This window comes from Rhodococcus sp. NPDC077669, assembly GCF_040686915.1.
Lineage (GTDB): Bacteria > Actinomycetota > Actinomycetes > Mycobacteriales > Mycobacteriaceae > Rhodococcoides > Rhodococcoides fascians.
Genome location: NZ_JBFBMD010000002.1, coordinates 46,882 through 65,237, shown reverse-complemented (window position 1 = coordinate 65,237; position 18,356 = coordinate 46,882). Strand labels below are relative to the sequence as shown.

General features: G+C 65.0%; 16 protein-coding genes. 4 read left to right on the top strand and 12 right to left on the bottom strand.

The features are described 5' to 3' along the window. The first annotated feature begins 6 nt into the window (after positions 1–6). Positions 7–528 carry a CGNR zinc finger domain-containing protein gene (locus AB0P23_RS02810; protein ID WP_032382120.1) on the top strand — a complete coding sequence of 174 codons (522 nt, stop codon included), beginning with the start codon at positions 7–9 and terminating at the stop codon, positions 526–528. A 22-nt stretch (positions 529–550) separates the two neighbouring features. Here AB0P23_RS02810 and AB0P23_RS02805 read toward each other — a convergent pair whose 3' ends face one another. Beyond that, positions 551–1,390 carry an ABC transporter permease gene (locus tag AB0P23_RS02805; RefSeq protein ID WP_027496904.1) on the bottom strand — a complete coding sequence of 280 codons (840 nt, stop codon included), beginning with the start codon at positions 1,388–1,390 and terminating at the stop codon, positions 551–553. Then, positions 1,387–2,400, bottom strand: coding sequence for a daunorubicin resistance protein DrrA family ABC transporter ATP-binding protein (locus AB0P23_RS02800; RefSeq protein WP_045841783.1), 1,014 nt, complete (start codon positions 2,398–2,400; stop codon positions 1,387–1,389). The genes AB0P23_RS02805 and AB0P23_RS02800 overlap by 4 nt, the downstream gene beginning before the upstream one ends. Positions 2,401–2,564: 164 nt before the next feature. Between AB0P23_RS02800 and AB0P23_RS02795 the strand changes: the two genes are divergently transcribed. Both AB0P23_RS02795 and AB0P23_RS02790 read left to right on the top strand, forming a co-directional pair. Beyond that, positions 2,565–3,320 (top strand): sigma-70 family RNA polymerase sigma factor, encoded by a 756-nt coding sequence (locus tag AB0P23_RS02795; protein ID WP_027496905.1) that lies wholly within the window; start codon positions 2,565–2,567, stop codon positions 3,318–3,320. Then, entirely contained in the window at positions 3,317–4,075 is a 759-nt protein-coding gene (locus AB0P23_RS02790; RefSeq protein WP_032365057.1) for an anti-sigma factor, read from the top strand. Before AB0P23_RS02795 ends, AB0P23_RS02790 begins: the two co-directional genes overlap by 4 nt. Before the next feature lie 59 nt (positions 4,076–4,134). On the opposite strand, the gene glsA is transcribed toward AB0P23_RS02790, so the two are convergent. After that, positions 4,135–5,961: a glutaminase A gene (gene glsA, locus AB0P23_RS02785; RefSeq protein ID WP_206497505.1), complete on the bottom strand. Its 1,827-nt coding sequence runs from the start codon at positions 5,959–5,961 to the stop codon at positions 4,135–4,137. A gap of 180 nt (positions 5,962–6,141) precedes the next feature. On the opposite strand from glsA, the gene dxs reads away from it, so the two are divergent. Continuing rightward, the gene (dxs, locus tag AB0P23_RS02780; protein ID WP_027496908.1) at positions 6,142–8,022 is read left to right on the top strand and encodes a 1-deoxy-D-xylulose-5-phosphate synthase; all 1,881 of its coding nucleotides are present in this window, start codon (positions 6,142–6,144) and stop codon (positions 8,020–8,022) included. Here the strand turns inward: dxs and AB0P23_RS02775 are convergent. The 9 genes from AB0P23_RS02775 to AB0P23_RS02735 all read right to left on the bottom strand — a co-directional run bounded on the left by AB0P23_RS02775 (position 8,009) and on the right by AB0P23_RS02735 (position 18,223). Then, positions 8,009–9,370, bottom strand: a complete 1,362-nt coding sequence (locus AB0P23_RS02775; protein WP_206497506.1) for an MFS transporter — start codon at positions 9,368–9,370, stop codon at positions 8,009–8,011. The two genes, dxs and AB0P23_RS02775, sit on opposite strands and share 14 nt — an antisense overlap. A 99-nt stretch (positions 9,371–9,469) precedes the next feature. Beyond that, on the bottom strand, positions 9,470–10,867 hold the full coding sequence (locus AB0P23_RS02770) for a sugar porter family MFS transporter (protein ID WP_032400805.1): 1,398 nt from the start codon (positions 10,865–10,867) through the stop codon (positions 9,470–9,472). Continuing rightward, complete coding sequence (locus AB0P23_RS02765) at positions 10,864–11,061, bottom strand: hypothetical protein (protein WP_032400804.1); 198 nt, start codon at positions 11,059–11,061, stop codon at positions 10,864–10,866. The genes AB0P23_RS02770 and AB0P23_RS02765 overlap by 4 nt, the downstream gene beginning before the upstream one ends. A 24-nt stretch (positions 11,062–11,085) precedes the next feature. Further along, positions 11,086–11,832, bottom strand: coding sequence for an SDR family oxidoreductase (locus tag AB0P23_RS02760; RefSeq protein ID WP_032400803.1), 747 nt, complete (start codon positions 11,830–11,832; stop codon positions 11,086–11,088). Between the two features lie 92 nt (positions 11,833–11,924). After that, positions 11,925–12,785 carry an RNA polymerase sigma factor SigJ gene (sigJ, locus tag AB0P23_RS02755; RefSeq protein ID WP_032400802.1) on the bottom strand — a complete coding sequence of 287 codons (861 nt, stop codon included), beginning with the start codon at positions 12,783–12,785 and terminating at the stop codon, positions 11,925–11,927. Between the two features lie 97 nt (positions 12,786–12,882). Then, positions 12,883–14,988, bottom strand: coding sequence for a 3-hydroxyacyl-CoA dehydrogenase NAD-binding domain-containing protein (locus tag AB0P23_RS02750; RefSeq protein WP_032400801.1), 2,106 nt, complete (start codon positions 14,986–14,988; stop codon positions 12,883–12,885). Next, positions 14,985–16,211 carry a thiolase family protein gene (locus AB0P23_RS02745; RefSeq protein WP_032365064.1) on the bottom strand — a complete coding sequence of 409 codons (1,227 nt, stop codon included), beginning with the start codon at positions 16,209–16,211 and terminating at the stop codon, positions 14,985–14,987. Before AB0P23_RS02745 ends, AB0P23_RS02750 begins: the two co-directional genes overlap by 4 nt. A gap of 72 nt (positions 16,212–16,283) precedes the next feature. Continuing rightward, complete coding sequence (locus AB0P23_RS02740) at positions 16,284–17,564, bottom strand: ribonuclease D (protein ID WP_206497507.1); 1,281 nt, start codon at positions 17,562–17,564, stop codon at positions 16,284–16,286. 59 nt (positions 17,565–17,623) lie between these two features. Further along, a complete protein-coding gene (locus tag AB0P23_RS02735; protein WP_027496917.1) occupies positions 17,624–18,223 on the bottom strand; it encodes a DUF3000 domain-containing protein in 600 nt (199 codons plus the stop codon). Positions 18,224–18,356: the final 133 nt, after the last annotated feature.

Here is an 18,356-nt window from a genome sequence, read left to right as displayed (position 1 = left end):
GGTCTTGTGCACATCAACCCTTACGGAGAATATGCCGTGAAACTGGGCATCGACCTCCTCAACCGGCCACCCACGTCGCCGAGCGAACTGGGTGCCCGCTGCATCGACGCCGGCCTCGTTCCCGACTGGACTGCCACCGACGACGATCTCGCGGACACACTCGAGTTCCTCCGCGAGTGGGCTCGCGTGGTGGATGCAGAGACAGCCGAGGAGCGGGCCGAGGCCCTGAACGCCCTCCTTGCACAGGCATCCGCGTACCCGCGACTGACCAACCATGCCGACGACGGCTGGCACATGCACTATCGCGACCCCAACATCGCGTTGGGCGGCGTCATCAGGGCACTGGTCGGTGTCGGTACCGCGCTGCACTTGACCGGTCGAGGAATGGACAGACTCCATCGGTGCGCCGCAGCCGACTGCACGACCGCCTTCGCCGACACCTCACGTACCGGACGGCAGCGGTACTGCGGAACCGTGTGCTCGAACCGGGACGCAGTCCGCCGACACCGAGCCCGCGCCGCATCCTGACGCTTGCACCGGGAGGCGCGGATCAGGACTTGCGGTTGTACAGCCGCATCGTGATCGGTCCGAAGATCGCCAGCATCGCCGCCGACAGCACCAAAGTCACTCCGAGTTGGCCGGTGTCGACATCGCCCTGCATCAGGCCTCGAAGTGACGTCACCAGAAAGCTGACCGGGTTGACGTCGACGAACGCACGAAGCCACCCCGGCATCGTGTTGGGGTCGACGAAGATGTTGCTCGCGAACGTCAGCGGAAACAGGATGAACATCGACATCCCCATCACGGCTGCCTCGGTGCGCACGATCATGGCGATCATCGTCCAGATCCAGGACAGACAGAACGAGAACACGAGCAACAGCACTATCGATGCGATCACACCGAGCAGCCCGCCTTGCGGCCGGAAACCGAGAATCAGCCCCAAGATCAGTACGATCACCGACGCCAACGTGTAGCGCACGACGTCACCCAGCAACGCACCGACCAGCGGCGACGGACGCCAGATCGGCAACGATCGGAACCGGTCGAACACACCCTTCTCGATGTCCTTGTTCATCGTCACGCCGGTGTACATCGTGATCATCACCACGGTCTGCACCAGGATGCCCGGCAGCAGAAACTGGATGTACGCGTCGGTCGAACCGGCCAGAGCGCCACCGAACAGGTACGTGAACAACAGCGTGAACATGATCGGAAACGCCGTCACGTCGAACAACTGCTCCGGTACGTGCTTGATCTTCAGCAACGCCCGCCAGCCGAAACTCAGCGAGGTCGACAGCGACGACGGACGCTCCGGCCTCGGACCTGCGGCTGAGAGAACATCGATGATCGTCGACGCCTGTGGGGCGGATCGTTGGGCCTCGGTGGTCATGACGCGATCTCCCCGTTGTCGATTTCAGCTTTTTTCGCACCCACCGGCTCCACTCCCGCTCCCGCGTCGTGCCCGGTCAGCGCCAGGAACACCTCGTCCAGACTCGGCTGACCGAGGGTGAAGGATGCGATGGCGATTCCGGCGGATTCGAGAGCAGGAAGGATCGGTGCCGCCTGCGCCGGATTGTCCAGTCGTGCGGACACGGTGAACGGGTCGGCGTCCTCGGTCACGGTGCTGCCGACCAGATCTCGAACGATTCTCGCCGCGGCATTCCGGTGCCCGGCATCGAGCACGCGCAGGTGCAGTGAGTTCGATCCCACCGATGCCTTCAGCTCGCCCGTCGTGCCCTCGGCGATGACTTTGCCGTGGTCGATCACCGCCACGCGCCCGGCCAGGTGGTCGGCCTCGTCGAGATACTGCGTCGTCAGCAGTACCGTCGTGCCGCCTGCCACCAGTGCACGGACGATCTCCCAGACGTGATTGCGACTGCGCGGGTCCAGGCCGGTGGTGGGTTCGTCGAGAAAGATCAGCTCGGGGGTGACGATGATGCTCGCCGCGATGTCGATGCGCCTGCGCATGCCACCGGAGTAGGTCTTGACCTGTCGCGGTCCGGCGTCGGCGATGTCGAATGCTGTCAACAGTTGATCAGCGCGCGCTCGGGCGGCCGGACGTGAGTAGCCGAGCAGCCGCGCCAGCAGAACGAGATTCTCGGTGCCGGTCAGATCCTCGTCGAGCGAGGCGAATTGACCCGTGAGAGAGACTTTTCGGCGAACGGCCTCCGGCTCGGTTGCCACGTCGTGTCCCAGGACTCGTGCGCTGCCGCCGTCTATCGGAAGAAGTGTCGCCAGCATCCGGATGGTCGTGGTTTTCCCGGCCCCGTTGGGTCCGAGTACGCCGTACACCCCGCCGGACGGGATCGACAGATCCACGCCGTCGACTGCGGCGGTGGTGCCGAAATGTTTGACGAGCCCGTGGGTTTCGATGGCCGTCATGCGTGTCCGTCCCTCCATCGGGCTGTCCGCCCGATTGCCCGCGTTTGTCCGATTCTCGCACCCAGGATGAAGCCCGGTCCAATTCTGCGCAAACGAATTTCGGTCGCGGACCATCCCTCGGGGTGTTTGTTCCGAATATGTACTGCGGCGGGAAAACGCGGAGGTTTCGATATGAGGGCTACATGACCACTAGTGTCATGATCGATGAACTCGATCATGAACCCGTCTGCTGGGACGACAGTCCGATGAGCGTGCCGTTCTCCGACGCTTCCGGATCTGCGGGCACCGGCCGTGACCGAACGCCGCCCGAGTCCGAGGACAGCACCTCGGTCGAGGATGCGGTGTGCGCAGTACCGAGCCCCCAGCTGAAGAATCTGCGTGCCGAGGAGACGGACCGTCTCCGTCGCCTGATGGCCGCCGTTGCCCAGGGCGACCGGTCGGCCTTCGCCGAACTGTACGACGCCACGTCCTCCCGTGTGTACGGGATGGTGGTGCGCGTGCTTCGCGATCCGGGGTACAGCGAGGAGACCGCGCAGGAGGTGTTCCTCCAGATCTGGCGTGCGGCACCGAATTACGATCCGAGCCAGGGGAGTCCGCTGGCGTGGATCATGACGCTGGCACATCGCCGGGCGGTCGATCGGGTACGTAGCGAACAGTCGGGTACCGACCGCGAGGCGGCGTACGGTGCCGTGAGTCACACACCCGAGCACGACGAGGTACTCGAGACGGTGACCCAGCGGCTCGAATCGGAGGCGGTCGTGGCCTGTCTCGACACTCTGACCGATACGCAGAGCGAGTCGGTACGAATGGCTTATTACAGCGGGTACACCTATCGCGAGGTTGCCGAACGGCTCGGGGTGGCCGTGCCGACGATCAAATCGCGCATACGAGATGGATTGATCAAGTTGAAGACATGCCTGGGGGTGATCCCGCAATGAGTGAAGCGTCACGGCAACGACTGCTGGACGAAGCGGAGGTCTATGCCCTCCACGCGATGAGCGAGTCCGAGCGGCGCGCCATCGAATCCGAGCGAATCCGCGTCGACGAGACGACCCGGGCACAATTCGACATCCTCGTGGGTGAGATTCACGAAACGCTGGCGTTGGCTGCGGCGGCAGACGCGACTCCCGCACCCGAACGCGTGCGGGAGGCCGTGCTAGCGCGTGTCGCCGCGAGCGATCAGGAGCCGACGGTCCGAGAACTTCCGCCGAACGTCACTCCGCTGCACCGGCACCGACGTGAGCGCTCCAAGACGTGGCGATACTCGATGGTGTCCGCGGCTGCCGCGATCGTCGTCGCAGTCGGTGGTGTAGTCGTCGTCACGCAGACCATGGGCTCGGACCCGCAGCCTTCCCAGGCCGAGCAGATCGTCGCAGCGCCCGACGCTCGTGAGGCGTCTGCGGAGTTCCCGGGTGGCGGCACTGCAAAGGTGTCGTACTCGCTGAGCCGAGATGCGGTCGTGGTGACTCTGGACGGTGTCCCGGAGCCGCCCTCGGGGCGGGTCTACCAGATGTGGTTCGTCGACGGTGCGCCGCGCTCCGCCGGCGTTGTCACCGAGGATCAGCTCACGTCGAGCGACGGCACCGTGGTGGACGGTATGGGAGCGTCGACCAACTTCGCGTTCTCGCTCGAGCCTGCCGGCGGCTCGGCGCAGCCCACCGAGGTCCTCACGATGATCACGCTCGACGCCTGATCACGCTCGACGCCTGATCAGGGGCCATGCACGTCCACTCGGGCGGTTCGACAGTCGGATCAGAAGCCGATGTCGAACCGCCCGAGCGTCTTGACGACGGACGCCATCTGGCCGTACGCGCCGCTGGCCAGATTTTCCAGTAGCGCCAGCTTCACTTCCGGGGCGTCCCGAGTCAGTGCCTCGAAGTGCGATACCGACACGACCACCAGATCGACCGGGGTGTCGGCCACCATGTCCAGCAGGAACGGCACCGACATCAGCAGCGGCATCTCGCCGAAGCTCATCCCGGGGGAGAGCGTCGTGATGCGGTGTGTGCCCCCGTCTGCGGACACGGCCGTCGATGTCACTTCTCCGCGCAGGATCAAGAACAGACCCGCTGCAGGCGCACCACGGTGAACGATGACGTCGCCCCGTGCGTAGTGACGTTTCTCCAGATAAGGAGTCACCGAGTCGAATTGCTCGGTGGACAGACCGGCGAGCAACGGGTGCTCGGCCGGAGTGATCTCTGCCGGTTGCCGCGCGCCGGAGCAGTGCCGATCGAGCAGCAGGTTCTCGGCCCACTGGATGGCCGAGCTCAGACTCGAGTACACCCGGCCCGCCGGATCGTTCGGGTCCAGGCTCGACGTCGTGTGGCCCATGATGGCTCTGGGATCCACCAGGCACACCACACAGCCGTGGTCGGCGAGATCGCGGCGTAGGTCCTCGAACATCGAACGGGCGATGTCGCTCACCTCGTCGACGCCACGAACGTCGATGACGAGTGCATCGAGATTCCGGTCGAGGTTGCCGATCTCGCGGACCGCTGTCTCGGCTCCCGAGAACAGCAGGTCCCCGTGCAACTCGTAGACCCGCGCGCGGTCGCCGACTGCAGCGAGTGTGGCCTGTTCGATCTCGGATCGTCGTTTTCGCGACGGTGCCTCGGTGAGAACGTACCGACGTCGAATCGACGATTTCGCGGCCCGAGTGACGTGCAGAAAGTGCAATTCGAGTCTGGTGGAGAGTTCTCGGCAGGCAGCAACGCCGCGCACGCTGTTGCCGTGCGAATCGAGGCGGGGGGAGTAGACGGCGATGCCCATCTGCCCGGGAAGCACCGCCAGGATGCCGCCGCCGACCCCACTCTTGGCCGGCATACCCACCCGCGCCACCCAGTCGCCTGCGCCGTCGTACATGCCACAGGTCGTCATCACCGACAGCACGCGTTCGACCAGTGCGGGTGCCAGGGCGCGCTCCTTGGTGTGGGGATTGACTCCGTTGTTGGCCATCGTGGCGGCCATCATGGCCAGATCAGCCGCCGTGACGTCGATCGAGCACTGGCGGAAGTACAGGTCGACGGCGGCCTCCGGATCGTGGTCGATGATGCCGAAGGACCGCAGCATGTAGCCGATGGCGCGATTGCGGTGTCCGGTGCGCGCTTCGGATCGATACACCGCGTCGTTGAAGCTCAGAGACCTTCCTGCGTACCGGGAATACGACGCTCGGATGCGCTCGAATCGTTCCTCTGCGGTGCGGCCGGCGATGAGCGACGCGGACGTGATCGCACCCGCGTTGATCATCGGGTTTCGGGGCCGCTCGGTGACGGCGTCCAGGCTGATCTCGTTGAACGGCTCACCCGAGGGTTCGACGTCGATCTTGCCCGCGACGACGTCGAGGCCGCGGTCGGCCAGCGCGAGTGCATAGGTGAAGGGCTTGGAGATGGATTGGATGGTGAACGGCATCCTCGTGTCGCCGACTTCGTACAGGTAACCGTCGGTGGTCGTCAGGGCGATACCGAAGCCGTCCGGCGTCACGGCTGCGAGTTCGGGGATGTAGTCGGCAACCTGTCCCGACGCGTCGTCCCGGCACAGTTCGTGAACCCGGGTCAGGATGGCATCGACGACGTTGCTCATGGGCGACACTGTATGTCGGGTGTCCGTTTCGAGCGTATTCGAGGTTAGGGGCGACTGACCCCGGGCACCTGCCTACTCGACGGTAGTGTCGGCGAGACAATGCTGGACGGGGCGGCTGGGTGCAGCCACTCCGTAGACTGGTTTTTCGAATATGTTTTCCGGCCGGAGGGAGCGATCTCGTTGGGTGTCCTAGCGCGAATTCAGACGCCCGAGGACTTGCGCGACCTCGATAGTGCGGAGCTGGCCGAACTGGCTCGCGAGATCCGCGCCTTCCTGGTCGAGAAGGTATCGGCAACAGGGGGCCACCTCGGTCCCAATCTGGGAGTGGTGGAGCTGACTCTGGCGATCCACCGCACCTTCGACTCACCGCGTGATCCGGTCATCTTCGACACGGGCCACCAGGCCTACGTGCACAAGATGCTCACCGGACGCGCAGGAATGTTCGACACACTCCGCAAGCAGGGCGGGCTGTCGGGCTATCCGTCTCGGGTCGAGAGCGAACACGACTGGGTCGAGTCCTCGCACGCATCGGCATCCTTGTCGTATGCAGACGGGTTGGCCAAAGCGTTCGCCCTCAAGGGAGAGACCGACCGGCATGTCGTGGCTGTGGTCGGTGACGGCGCGCTGACGGGCGGTATGTGCTGGGAGGCGCTCAACAACATCGCCGCCGGCCGAGACCGGTCGCTGGTGATCGTCGTCAACGACAACGGCCGTTCGTACGCCCCGACCATCGGCGGGCTGGCCGATCACCTGGCAGCTCTGCGACTGCAGCCGGGATACGAGAAGATTCTCGACAACGGCCGCCGGATCGTACGACGGATCCCCGTCGTCGGCCGCGCCGCCTACACGATGCTGCACGGCATGAAAGCCGGAGTGAAGGACGCCATCAGCCCGCAGGTCATGTTCACCGATCTCGGCATCAAGTACCTGGGCCCGGTGGACGGTCACGACCAGCACGCCATGGAATCGGCACTGCGCAGAGCCAAGGCGTACGGCGGCCCGGTCATCGTGCACGCGGTGACGCGCAAGGGCATGGGCTACATCCATGCCGAGAACGACGTAGCCGACCAGATGCACGCCACCGGCGTCATCGATCCTGCGACCGGCCTGGCCCGATCCAAATCGGCTCCGGATTGGACGTCGGTGTTCTCGGCGGCGCTGATCGAGCAGGGCGAGCAGAACGAGGACGTCGTGGCCATCACCGCCGCAATGGCCGCGCCCACCGGGCTCGCGGCGTTCGGGGTGCGGTTTCCGGACCGAATGTTCGACGTGGGTATCGCCGAGCAGCATGCGATGACGTCGGCCGCCGGGCTTGCGCTCGGCGGCATGCATCCCGTGGTCGCCATCTACTCCACGTTCCTCAACCGCGCGTTCGATCAACTGCTGATGGACGTCGCCCTGTTGGGTCTTCCCGTCACCATCGTGTTGGACCGCGCGGGAGTCACCGGTGCCGACGGCGCGTCCCACAACGGCATGTGGGACATGTCTCTGCTCGGCATCGTTCCGGGCATGAAGGTGGCAGCGCCACGAGACGCCGCCACTCTTCGAGAGGAGCTGGCCGAGGCGATCGCCACCTCGGACGGCCCTACGGCACTTCGCTTCCCGAAGGGCGCGGTCACCGAAACGGTGCCTGCGGTGCGCAGGTTGGACGGAATACTCGATGTGCTGACCGAGCCGTCCGAGGCCACCGGCGACGTGCTGATCGTTGCCGTCGGGGTGTTCGGGTCGCTCGCCCTCGACGCCGCGAAAAAGCTCGAAGCAGAGGGTATTTCGGTTGCCGTCGTGGATCCACGCTGGGTGCTCCCGGTCCCGCAGTCGCTGCTCAAGATGGCCGAGGATTACCGGTTGGTCGTCACCGTCGAGGACAGCGGCCTGCACGGCGGGATAGGTTCGACGCTCTCGGCCGCGCTGCGCGGTGCCGGTGTCGACGTGCCCTGCCGCGATCTCGGTGTGCCGCAACGATTCCTGGACCACGCATCTCGGGAGCAACTGCACCACGAGTTCGGACTCACCTGCGAAACCGTGGTGCAGCAAGTTTCGCATTGGGTCAAGAGCCTCTGACGGCGTCGGCCGGCTCCGCCTCGCTTCCGACCACGACGCGGCGGCCGGCCACCGCACCTGCTGCAGCCATGGGAATCGTCACCAACAGAAGAAACACAATCGACGGTTCCCACCGCTGCGTCGCCGAATGAACGGCTCCGCACACCAGCGGACCGGCAGCAGCCAGCACGTATCCGACCGTCTGCGCCATGGAACTGAGCGACGCAGCATCACGGGCGTTCGAAGCCCGCAGATTCATCAACGTCATCGCGAGCGACAACTGCCCGCCCTGGCCCAAACCGAGCAGTACCGCCCACACCAGGGCCCAGGAATCGGCCGACGACACTATCCCGAGCAGGCCCACGCATGTCGGTAGCGTCACGGCGACCGCCAACGCGCTCTGATTCCCCAACCTTGTCGCGAGGCTCGGAACCGTCAATGCAGTCAGCACGCTGCTGACCGACAATGCCGTCAACAGCAGACCGGCATCACGCGCGTCCACCCCGCGATCACGAAAGATCGTCGGTAACCACGCGATCATCGAATACGCCATCAGCGACTGCAAACCCATGAATGCCGTCAACGACCACGCCACGGGCGATGTCAGAACCCCCGTGCGACTCCGAGGAGCGTCTTCGGGGACTGTCGCCGACCCGGCAACCGACAGCCCGCGCGACAGCGTTCGCCCGAAGACCGCCATACTTCCGGCGGCCAATACGACCGGAATCGACCACAGCCCCAGAACAATCCGCCAACCACCGTCGAACGCCTCGGCCAACGGAACGGACACTCCCGACGCCACTCCCGCACTGGCGCTGATCACAGCGGTCAACACCCCGGTCAACAACCCCAGTCGTCGCCCCGCCGCCGCATCGGGTTCACCTGTCGAGCTCCACTCTCTGCCCCTGGTTCGTTCCGACAGGCTCCACTCTCTGCCCCTGGTTCGTTCCGACAGGCTCCACTCTCTGCCCCTGGGTCGTTCCGACAGGCTCCACTCCCGCACCACCAGACGGACGAAAACCGGACCCAACACATTCGCGACCGCGATACCCGCCGCCGCGACGAGAGTGCCGACCACGAGGATCGGCCACGACGGCGCCGCGCGTACAGCTGTGCCGACGGCCACCAGGGACAGGCACACCACAAGAACGTGCGTGACAGGGACCCGGCGCACGAAATAGCGTGCGGTGGCGGCGAATACACCGAGGCAGATCACCGGGCCCGTGGTCAGCAACGCCATGGATGTCGAGTTCGCGGAGTAGAACTCGGCGATGTCGGAGGTGAGTGCCGACGTACTGCCGAACAGCAGGCGCAGGCTCAGTCCGAACACCACGACGGTGCCCACGGCGCATGCGATACGAAGCTTCATGTCCTACTTTCGACGGCAGATCGACCGACAGAGTGCACCCCCACCCTGCCTTATCGGTCGAGAGAACCGCGGACCCACCGTCGTTCGGGCAACCTCGATTCAGACGCCCATCTCTTCGAGTTCCATCCCTTTGGTCTCGGTGATCTTGTATTTGACGAAGAAGAAGGAAAGGAGAGCGAACAGTGCGAAGAACGAGTAGATGAAGCCGAGTCCGATGGTGTCGGACAACGGCGGGAATGCCAATGTGATGGCGAAATTCGCTATCCAGTTCGCGGCGGTACTGATGCCCAACGCCACGGCACGCATTCGATTGGGGAACATCTCTCCGAGCATCACCCACATGATCGGTCCCCATGTTGCTGCGAAGAAGACCACGAACAGATTTGCGCCGACGAGCGCGACCGGGCCCCACGGCGACGGCAATTCCAGTTGGTCGCCGCTTCCGACGGCTTGCGTGAACGAGACTGCGGCCAGGACCAAACCGACGAACATGCCGATCGAGCCGATCATCAATAGATTTCGGCGACCGAAGCGATCGACGAACAAGATTGCGACGAATGTCATCGACACATTGATGACGGACGTGATCACCGACGTGACGAACGATTGATTCTCGCTGAAGCCCACCGACTTCCACAGCGTCGTCGAGTAGTAGAAGATCGCGTTGATCCCGACGAACTGCTGCAGAATCGCCATCGTGATACCGACCCACACGATCGGCTGCAGACCGAATTTGGGTCCTCGGATATCGGCGAACGAGGATTTGGATTCTCGCCGGAGAGTCAGGCGAATTTCCCGGATGCGTTCGTCGGGGTTCACTTCGCCGGTGATGTCGCCCAGAATGCGTGCAGCTTCCTCGTCGAGGTGTTTACCCACCAGGTACCGAGGTGATTCTGGAATCAGTGTCGCGAGAAATCCGTAGACCAATGCGGGCGCGACGCCGATTAGGAACATCCACCGCCACGCTTCGAGGCCGAACCACAGATCGTTCGACGGTCCGCCTGCCGCGTTCTGAAGAACCGCATCCGAGAGCAGCGCGGCAAAGATTCCGACGGTGATTGCCAATTGCTGCAGCGATGCCAATCCACCGCGATAGCGAGCCGGTGCTATCTCCGAGATGTACGCGGGCGCGATCACCGACGCAATTCCGATACCCAGCCCGCCGAGGACCCTCCACAACATCAGATCGGGGACGCTGAAGGCGAACCCGGACCCCACCGAGGAAATGGTGAACAGCGCAGAGCCGAGCAGCATCACCTTCTTGCGGCCCCAACTGTCGGCCAGGCGACCGGCGAACCAGGCTCCGACCGCGCACCCGAGTAGCGCGATTGCGACCGCGAACCCCGTGACGAACGACGACAGAGCGAAATTTTCCTGGATCGAGTCGACTGCACCGTTGACGACGGAGGAATCGAATCCGAACAGAAACCCGCCGACAGCGGCGGCAATGGTAACTCCGATGACCTTTGCGGTGTGCCGATCGGTCGATTGCGTCATGGCATGAACCAGCTTTCGGGTGAACAGCGTCCATGGTGGTCATCGCCATCTTCGTCCTCGCACACACGGAATGGGAGCGAAATCGCCTCGATATTCGTGGCGTGCAGCAATCCAATTGCCGAAATAGGCGAGAAGTCCGATATCGCGCTGTCGAACTCGAAGTTGCGGACGGAAAACTGCTGTAAGTCGTCCATAGCTTCGAGTTCGGCGGCAGGTGGCTATCGCGCCTGGGTGGCCGACCACTGATCGAAGGTCTGGAAACCGTGATCCGAACCGGTCGTGGTGACCAGCGTTCCGTCTCGCATCGCGCGACCGTATGCGCCGGGAATCGGGACCTCGAGCACCAGGCCACGGGCACCGATGGCACGTGCATAGCGCCGCACCATCTCGGCCATCCGCTCTTCCCTCGGTCCGCCGAGGTCGGCAACGCGGCCCGCGGGGGAGTGCTCCGCCAGGTCGATCAGTCGTTCGGCGACCTCGCGGGCAGCAATCGGTTGCGAGACCATCTTCGGGACGATGCTCACCGGACCGAACGACGCGCGTGCACGGATCTGAGCGGCGAATTCGTGGAATTGAGTGGCTCGCAGGATCGTCCACGGCACCGACCCGGACCGAATCATGTTCTCCTGCTCGACTTTTCCGGCGTAGTACGAGTGCGGAGCCTTGTCTATCCCCACGATGGACAGCGCCACATGGTGGCCGACTCCGGCCTCGATCTCGGCCGCCAGCAGGTTGCGGGTGACGGCGGAGAAGAACGCCGTCGATTCCTTCGCCGAGACCGTTTGTGTCGACGCGACATCGACGACGGCGTCGACGCCGGCCAGAGCGTCGGACAGGCCGGTCCCGTCGACGAGGTCGACACCGGCCGACCGCGACAGCACGACGACCTCGTGCCCACGCTCACGCGCCACGTCTACGACATGCGTTCCGACGGTCCCTGTTCCACCGGCTACGGCGATCTTCATCGTGTGTCCACCTGTCCTGTTCGGAGTCGATCGGCTCGAGGAGTTCGGGCCTCACCTGCACTGACGACGTAGCCCACGAGAATGTATGGCCGTCACGACCAGTGTCGAAGTTTCTCCGGGTTGAGCACGATCCACACGTCGGTGACCACGGCGGAATCGGTGCGGAAACCGATCACACCGGTGACCACACCGTGTCGGCGAAGGACTATCCCGGTCAGGCCGTTGACCGATTCGATCGACCGGTCGAGGTCGGTGGACTTGACGCTGATACCCAGAACGAAGCGGGCGACCCGATCGGCCCCGCGAACCGGGTTGCGGGCCGCCGACAGTCGTCCGCCGCCGTCACTGACGAGGGTGACGTCGGGGGCGAGCAGTGCGACGAGCGCATCGAGATCTCCGCCGGCGGCGGCAGCCACGAAAGCGCGGACGACGCGGTCGTGGGTGTCGGGAGCGCTGGGGCCGCGGCGATCGTCGTGCACTCGTCGCCGGGCGGCCGAGGCCAGTTGGCGGCAGGCGGCGGGGGTCCGATCGAGAACGTTCGCGATGTCGTCGAATGGAACCGCGAATGCATCGTGCAGCACGAACGCGACACGTTCTGCCGGGCTCAGTGAGTCCAGAACGACGAGCAACGCCAGGCCGACGGACTCGTGGAGGGCGACGCGGTCGGCCGGGTCCGATGTGCCGTCGTCGCCGGTCGCAAGGGCTCGGACGGGTTCGGGAAGCCATTGCCCCACATAGTGTTCCCGGCGCACGCGGGCGGATCCGAGCAGGTCCAGACAGATGCGGCCGACGACGCGGGTGAGCCACGCACGGGGGACGTCGATTTCGTCACGTTCGGCGTCGGTGAGTCGATACCAGCGGAGCAGCGCTTCCGATGCTGCGTCCTCGGCATCGCTGTAGGAACCCAGCATTCGATAGGCGATGCCGATCAACCGACTGCGTTCGCTGTTCATCGGGTCAGACCTTATCCCGACACGAAAAAGCCGAGTTCGAGGTTATGGACGAAAATCAGGAGAAATCCGTCCATAACCTCGAACTCGGCGGGTAGAGCTAGACGCTGGCTACACCGGGCGCGAGGAAGCGCTGACCGGTGGCGGCCTCGGACGCGCCGCTGCGATCCAGGTACGGAGTGATACCGCCGTTCCAGAATCCGAAGCCTCCGCCCAGCAGCAGGCAGAGATCGATGTCCTGGGCCGCGGCAACGACCCCTTCGTCGAGCATGATCTTGATCTCGTCCGCGAAGGCGTTACGGGTTCGCTCGAGAACCTGTTCGGCCGTCGACGGTGAATCACCCTGCGGCCACAGTGCGGCCACCTCGGGGTCGACGACCTGGCCCTCGGGTCCGTAGGTCCACACGCCCGGCTTCTTCGCCTCGACGAGCGCACGGAATCCGGCGGAGTCCTTGAATCGCTCCGGGTACGCCTCAGCCAGTGTTTCCGCGGTGTGCAGAGCGACGGCCGGTCCGACGAGGGCCAGCAACGTCAGCGGGCTCATCGGCATGCCGAGTTCGCCCACAGCGCCGTCTGCCACATCGAACGGGGTACCCTCGTCGATCGCGCTGATGATCTCGTTGGACGCGCGAGTGACCAGCCGGTTGAAGACGAAACCGGGGAGATCCGCCGACAGCACGGCAGACTTCTTCAGTGTCTTCGCGGTCGCGAATGCTGTTGCGAGAGTGGCATCGTCGGTCTTCTCGCCCTTGACGACCTCGAGCAGCGGAAGCACCGCGACCGGGTTGAAGAAGTGGAAGCCCACCACGCGCTCGGGGTGCTTCAGGTCGGCCGCCATCTTCGTGATCGACAGCGAAGACGTGTTGGTCGCGAGAATCGTTTCGGCAGAGACGAATTCCTCGACCTCGGCGAACACCTTCTTCTTCACGTCGAGGTTCTCGAAGACTGCCTCGATGACGAAGTCGGTCCTGGCGAATGCGGACTTGTCGATCGATCCGGACACCAACGCCTTCAAGCGATTAGCGGCGTCGGGGGACAGGCGCTTCTTGCCGAGCAGCTTGTCGATCTCGCTGTGAACGTAGCCGACGCCCTTGTCGATGCGCTCCTGATCGATATCGGTGAGAATCACCGGCACCTTCAGCTGGCGCACGAACAGCAACGCGAGCTGGCTGGCCATCAGACCGGCACCGACGATGCCGACACCGGAGATCTTGCGGGCGAGCGACTTGTCGGGCGCACCGGCGGGACGCTTCGCGCGCTTCTGAACCAAGTCGAAGGCGTACAAACCGGCACGCAACTCGTCCTTGACCAACAGCGTCGACAGCGCGTCGTCCTCGGCCGCGAACGCCTTGTCGAGAGACGCGGAATCGGTGATGTCGGTGTTCTTGGCCAGCTCGAGCAGGTCGACGGCAGCGACCGGTCCCGGTGCGAAATTGCCGGTCTTGCCGGCCACGATGCCCCTGGCACGGGCGATGGCGTCGTCCCAGGCCTGCCCGCGGTCGATCTCGGGACGGTGGGGGACGACCTCGCCCTTGATGACCTGAGCGGCCCACGCGAGGGACTGCTCGAGGAAGTCGGCTCCGCCGAAGAGGGCGTCGGCGATGCCGAGGTCGAGTGCCTGCTGCGGCTTGAGGACGCGGTTCTGGTTCAGTGCGTTCTCGACGACGACGGTGACCGCGTTCGAGGCTCCGATGATGTTGGGCAGCAACTGAGTTCCGCCCCATCCCGGGACCAGGCCGAGGAAGGCCTCGGGCAGGCCGAGCGCGGCGGCGTTCTCCGCGACGGTGCGGTAGTGCGAGTGCAGTCCTACTTCGAGGCCACCGCCGAGTGCGGCACCGTTGATGAAGGCGAACGTGGGAACCGTCGACTCGCGCAGGCGACGGAACACCTTGTGGCCGAGCTGCCCGATCTGCAGCGCCTCGTCCTTGGTCTTGATGTTCGGCACACCGTTGAGGTCGGCACCGACGGCGAAGATGAACGGCTTGCCGGTGACGGCGATGGCCACCGGGTTCGCTGCGAATGCCTCGTCGAGTGCGGCGTCGAACTTGGCGAGTCCGCCGGGACCGAAGGTCGACGGCTTGGTGTGATCGAAGCCGTTGTCCAGGGTCACCAGTGCGATGGAGCCGTCGAGCCCCGGTACGGACACGATCTTGGTGAACGCGTTCGTGACTACCTCGTCCTCGAACGCCGTCGTGATGTCACTCATGCCTTGGCTCCTGAGTAGTCAGCGTGGTTGGGGTTCTCCCAGATGACGGTGCCGCCCATGCCGAGACCGATGCACATGGTCGTCAGGCCGTAGCGGACGTCGGGTTGCTGGGCGAACTGACGACTGAGCTGCGTCATCAGGCGGACGCCCGAGGAAGCGAGCGGGTGGCCACACGCGATGGCACCGCCCCACTGGTTGACGCGGGGGTCGTCGTCGGCGATGCCGTAGTGCTCGAGGAAGGCGAGAACCTGGATGGCGAAGGCCTCGTTGATCTCGAACAGGCCGATGTCGTCGATGCTCAATCCGGTTCGGCCGAGCAACTTTTCGGTGGCAGGAACCGGGCCGATGCCCATGACGGCGGGATCGACGCCGGCGAAGCTGAAGCCGACCATCCGCATCCCGATGTTCAGGCCGAGCTCGTGCGCGGTGTCCTCACCGGCGAGGATCGCCGCGGTGGCGCCGTCGTTCAGGCCGGCAGCATTGCCTGCGGTGACTCGACCTGCGGGCCGGAACGGTGTCTTGAGCTTCGCGAGATCGTCGACGGTGGTGCCGGGGCGAGGTGGCTCGTCCTCGGTGGCCAGGCCCCATCCTGCGGCGGATTTGGTGGCGACCGGAACGAGAGTGTCGGCGATGTAGCCGGCTTTCTTGGCCGCGTCGTATTTGTTCTGGCTGGCGACGGCGTAGGCGTCGGTGCGGTCCTTGGTGATGCTCGGGAACCGGTCGTGCAGGTTCTCGGCGGTGTTGCCCATCACCAGTGCACTGGGATCGACGAGCTTGTCGGCGAGGAAGCGCGGGTTGGGGTCGACACCCTCACCCATCGGGTGGCGGCCCATGTGCTCGACTCCGCCGGCGATGACGACGTCGTACTGGCCGAAGCCGATTCCCGATCCGGTGGTGGTCACCGAAGTCATCGCACCCGCGCACATGCGGTCGATCGCAAATCCCGGGACGCTGCGGGGGAGCCCGGCCAGGAGAGCGGAGGTCCGGCCGATGGTCAGGCCCTGATCGCCGGTCTGTGTGGTCGCAGCGATCGCGACCTCGTCGATGCGCTCGGGAGGAAGATTGGGGTTCTTGCGGAGAAGCTCGCGTATTGCTTTGACGACGAGGTCGTCTGCGCGAGTGTCGGCGTACATGCCCTTGGGGCCTGCTTTGCCGAACGGGGTACGGATGCCGTCGACGAAGACGACATTCCTCTGTGAGCTGGTGGACGGGGGTACAGACACGCTTTTCGATCCTCCCGACAGATGCGGACGACTCGTCCGGGTGCCCGGACGCGCCACCCACTGTAGCGGGTATTACCCGTCGGTAACTTGGGAAGGGTGCAGTGCCTTCGTCAGAACCGGCACCACCAGCGAGCGTTGCCACGGCCGAGCCCCACCCTCGGTCAACCGAGCGTCGATCATCTCTCCTGGGTCGACGCCGTCGTCGTCGGGAGTCTGCCAATCCCATACGAGTCGCCGAAGTAGATCCGGCATCAGCAGGTTCTCGACCGGTACCGACACCGATTCACTCAGCTCGGTCATCGCCGCTCGCACATCGGCCAGTCGGGACGCTGCGTCCGGATCGCGGCGGGCCCATCGGTTGACCGGGGGCGGCCCGTCGAACGATGCCGCCATCGACGGCAACTCCGCGGTGGGCAGCGCCCGTGCTCGGGTCAGGGCCGAGGCCCACAACCGAGAGGACCGACGCTGACGGGGGCCGCCGAAGACCGGTAGCTGTTCGAGTTCGCGTGAGGACTTCGGATCGGCCGTCGCCGCGGCGACGATCGCCGAGTCGGGCAGGACCCGGCTGGGCGCGACGTCGCGCTTGGCCGCCAATTCGTCTCGGGTGGTCCACAATTCGCGGACGGCAGCCAACGTTCGTGGTGACTTGATCGCATGAATTCCCGATGTCCGACGCCATCTGTCGGTTTTCGGTTTGGGCGGACCGAGGGCGAGGATGTGGGCGAATTCCTGTGCCGCCCAGTCCGTTTTGCCTTGTCGTTCGAGCTCCGCGGCCATTTCGTCGCGAAGCTCGAGCAGAACTTCGACGTCGAGGGCGGCGTAGTTGAGCCAGGTGTCGGGGAGGGGACGGGTGGACCAGTCGGCCGCGCCGTGCCCCTTCTGCAGGGCCAGGCCGAGGGTCCGCTCGACTATCGCGCCGAGGCCGACGCGGTCGAATCCTGCCAAGCGGCCGGCGAGTTCGGTGTCGTACAGCGTGGCGGGGACGAGCCCCAGTTCGGCGAGACCGGGCAGGTCCTGGTCCGCGGAGTGCAATACCCATTCGAGCGGGTTGATGACCTCCGCCAGTGGCGCGAGGTCGCCGGTGACGGGAATGGGGTCGAGCAACACGGTGCCCGCGCCCCGGCGGCGGAACTGCACGAGGTACGCACGTTGGGAGTAGCGGAAGCCGGACGCGCGCTCGGCGTCGACAGCGAGGGGCCCGTGGCCTGCGGCGAGTGCCTCTGCGGCTGCGCGAACGGCATCGACGGTGTCGACGACGTCGGGAACCCCGTCAGCGGGGGCCAACAACGGAACGGCGACAGGCTCGTTCGCTTCTGCATCCGACGCGGTGTCCGGGGAACTCTCGGCTGACATGAGATGTGACTCTAGGCCCTGGGGCCGAACGGACCGGCAACTATGTACGACTGGAACTGCTATGTCCGACTGGAACTGCGCTGACCGAGGGTGGTGATGCCCGCGGGCGGCAGGCCCGCGGCGTAGGCGAGCACCTCGCAGAACGCCTCGACGTGAGTCGAGAGATCCTCCGACGTCGCCGTCCAGGACGCGCGAAGTTCGAGTTGGTGAGCCTTCGGCGGGCCGGCGATGTCGCCGTACCGTACCGAGCTGGTCGAGGTGACCGTGCCGCCGAGCGCGTTCAACGGTTCCGATCGCGATTCGAGGGCGTCGACCAGCCAACTCCAGCCGACCTCGGGGAGCAGTGGATCGTCGGCGAGGGACTCGTCCACATCGGCCTGGATGTACGCGACCAGGCGGTGAGTGCCGTTCCAGGCCTCGGCACCGTCGGGGTCGTACAACAGGATCAGACGGCCGAACGCGTCGCCGTCGCTCTGTTCGTCGATCTGCTCGGAGTCGGCGTGCTTGACCTCGGCGCCGATCGCATAGCTGTACGGAGCGAGTCTCTGCGGCGGCCGAATCGGACCGATTTCGATTGCCGGGTGTACCTGCGCCCGATGCATCGCGTCGATGGCGGCGCGGAAAGGCGCAGGTTCGGCGTCAGATCGGTGCTCGGTCACGTCACCGGACGTTAGACGCGTCACGTTGCCCTGCGATGGAGGCGCGCCGAGCCGTGATCGAACTGCGCCGAGCGTCCGTCGAACGATCCGAGTGTCCTGAACTGCGATGAGTGTCTCGCCCTCGAGGGTAGCG

Excerpts from the sequence above, each read along its gene's own strand:
- AB0P23_RS02805 (WP_027496904.1), bottom strand. The coding sequence starts at position 1,390 with ATGACCACCGAGGCCCAACGATCCGCCCCACAGGCGTCGACGATCATC.
- AB0P23_RS02800 (WP_045841783.1), bottom strand. The coding sequence starts at position 2,400 with ATGGAGGGACGGACACGCATGACGGCCATCGAAACCCACGGGCTCGTC.
- AB0P23_RS02795 (WP_027496905.1), top strand. The coding sequence starts at position 2,565 with ATGACCACTAGTGTCATGATCGATGAACTCGATCATGAACCCGTCTGC.
- AB0P23_RS02790 (WP_032365057.1), top strand. The coding sequence starts at position 3,317 with ATGAGTGAAGCGTCACGGCAACGACTGCTGGACGAAGCGGAGGTCTAT.
- glsA (WP_206497505.1), bottom strand. The coding sequence starts at position 5,961 with ATGAGCAACGTCGTCGATGCCATCCTGACCCGGGTTCACGAACTGTGC.
- AB0P23_RS02775 (WP_206497506.1), bottom strand. The coding sequence starts at position 9,370 with ATGAAGCTTCGTATCGCATGCGCCGTGGGCACCGTCGTGGTGTTCGGA.
- AB0P23_RS02770 (WP_032400805.1), bottom strand. The coding sequence starts at position 10,867 with ATGACGCAATCGACCGATCGGCACACCGCAAAGGTCATCGGAGTTACC.
- AB0P23_RS02765 (WP_032400804.1), bottom strand. The coding sequence starts at position 11,061 with ATGGACGACTTACAGCAGTTTTCCGTCCGCAACTTCGAGTTCGACAGC.
- AB0P23_RS02760 (WP_032400803.1), bottom strand. The coding sequence starts at position 11,832 with ATGAAGATCGCCGTAGCCGGTGGAACAGGGACCGTCGGAACGCATGTC.
- sigJ (WP_032400802.1), bottom strand. The coding sequence starts at position 12,785 with ATGAACAGCGAACGCAGTCGGTTGATCGGCATCGCCTATCGAATGCTG.
- AB0P23_RS02750 (WP_032400801.1), bottom strand. The coding sequence starts at position 14,988 with ATGAGTGACATCACGACGGCGTTCGAGGACGAGGTAGTCACGAACGCG.
- AB0P23_RS02740 (WP_206497507.1), bottom strand. The coding sequence starts at position 17,564 with ATGTCAGCCGAGAGTTCCCCGGACACCGCGTCGGATGCAGAAGCGAAC.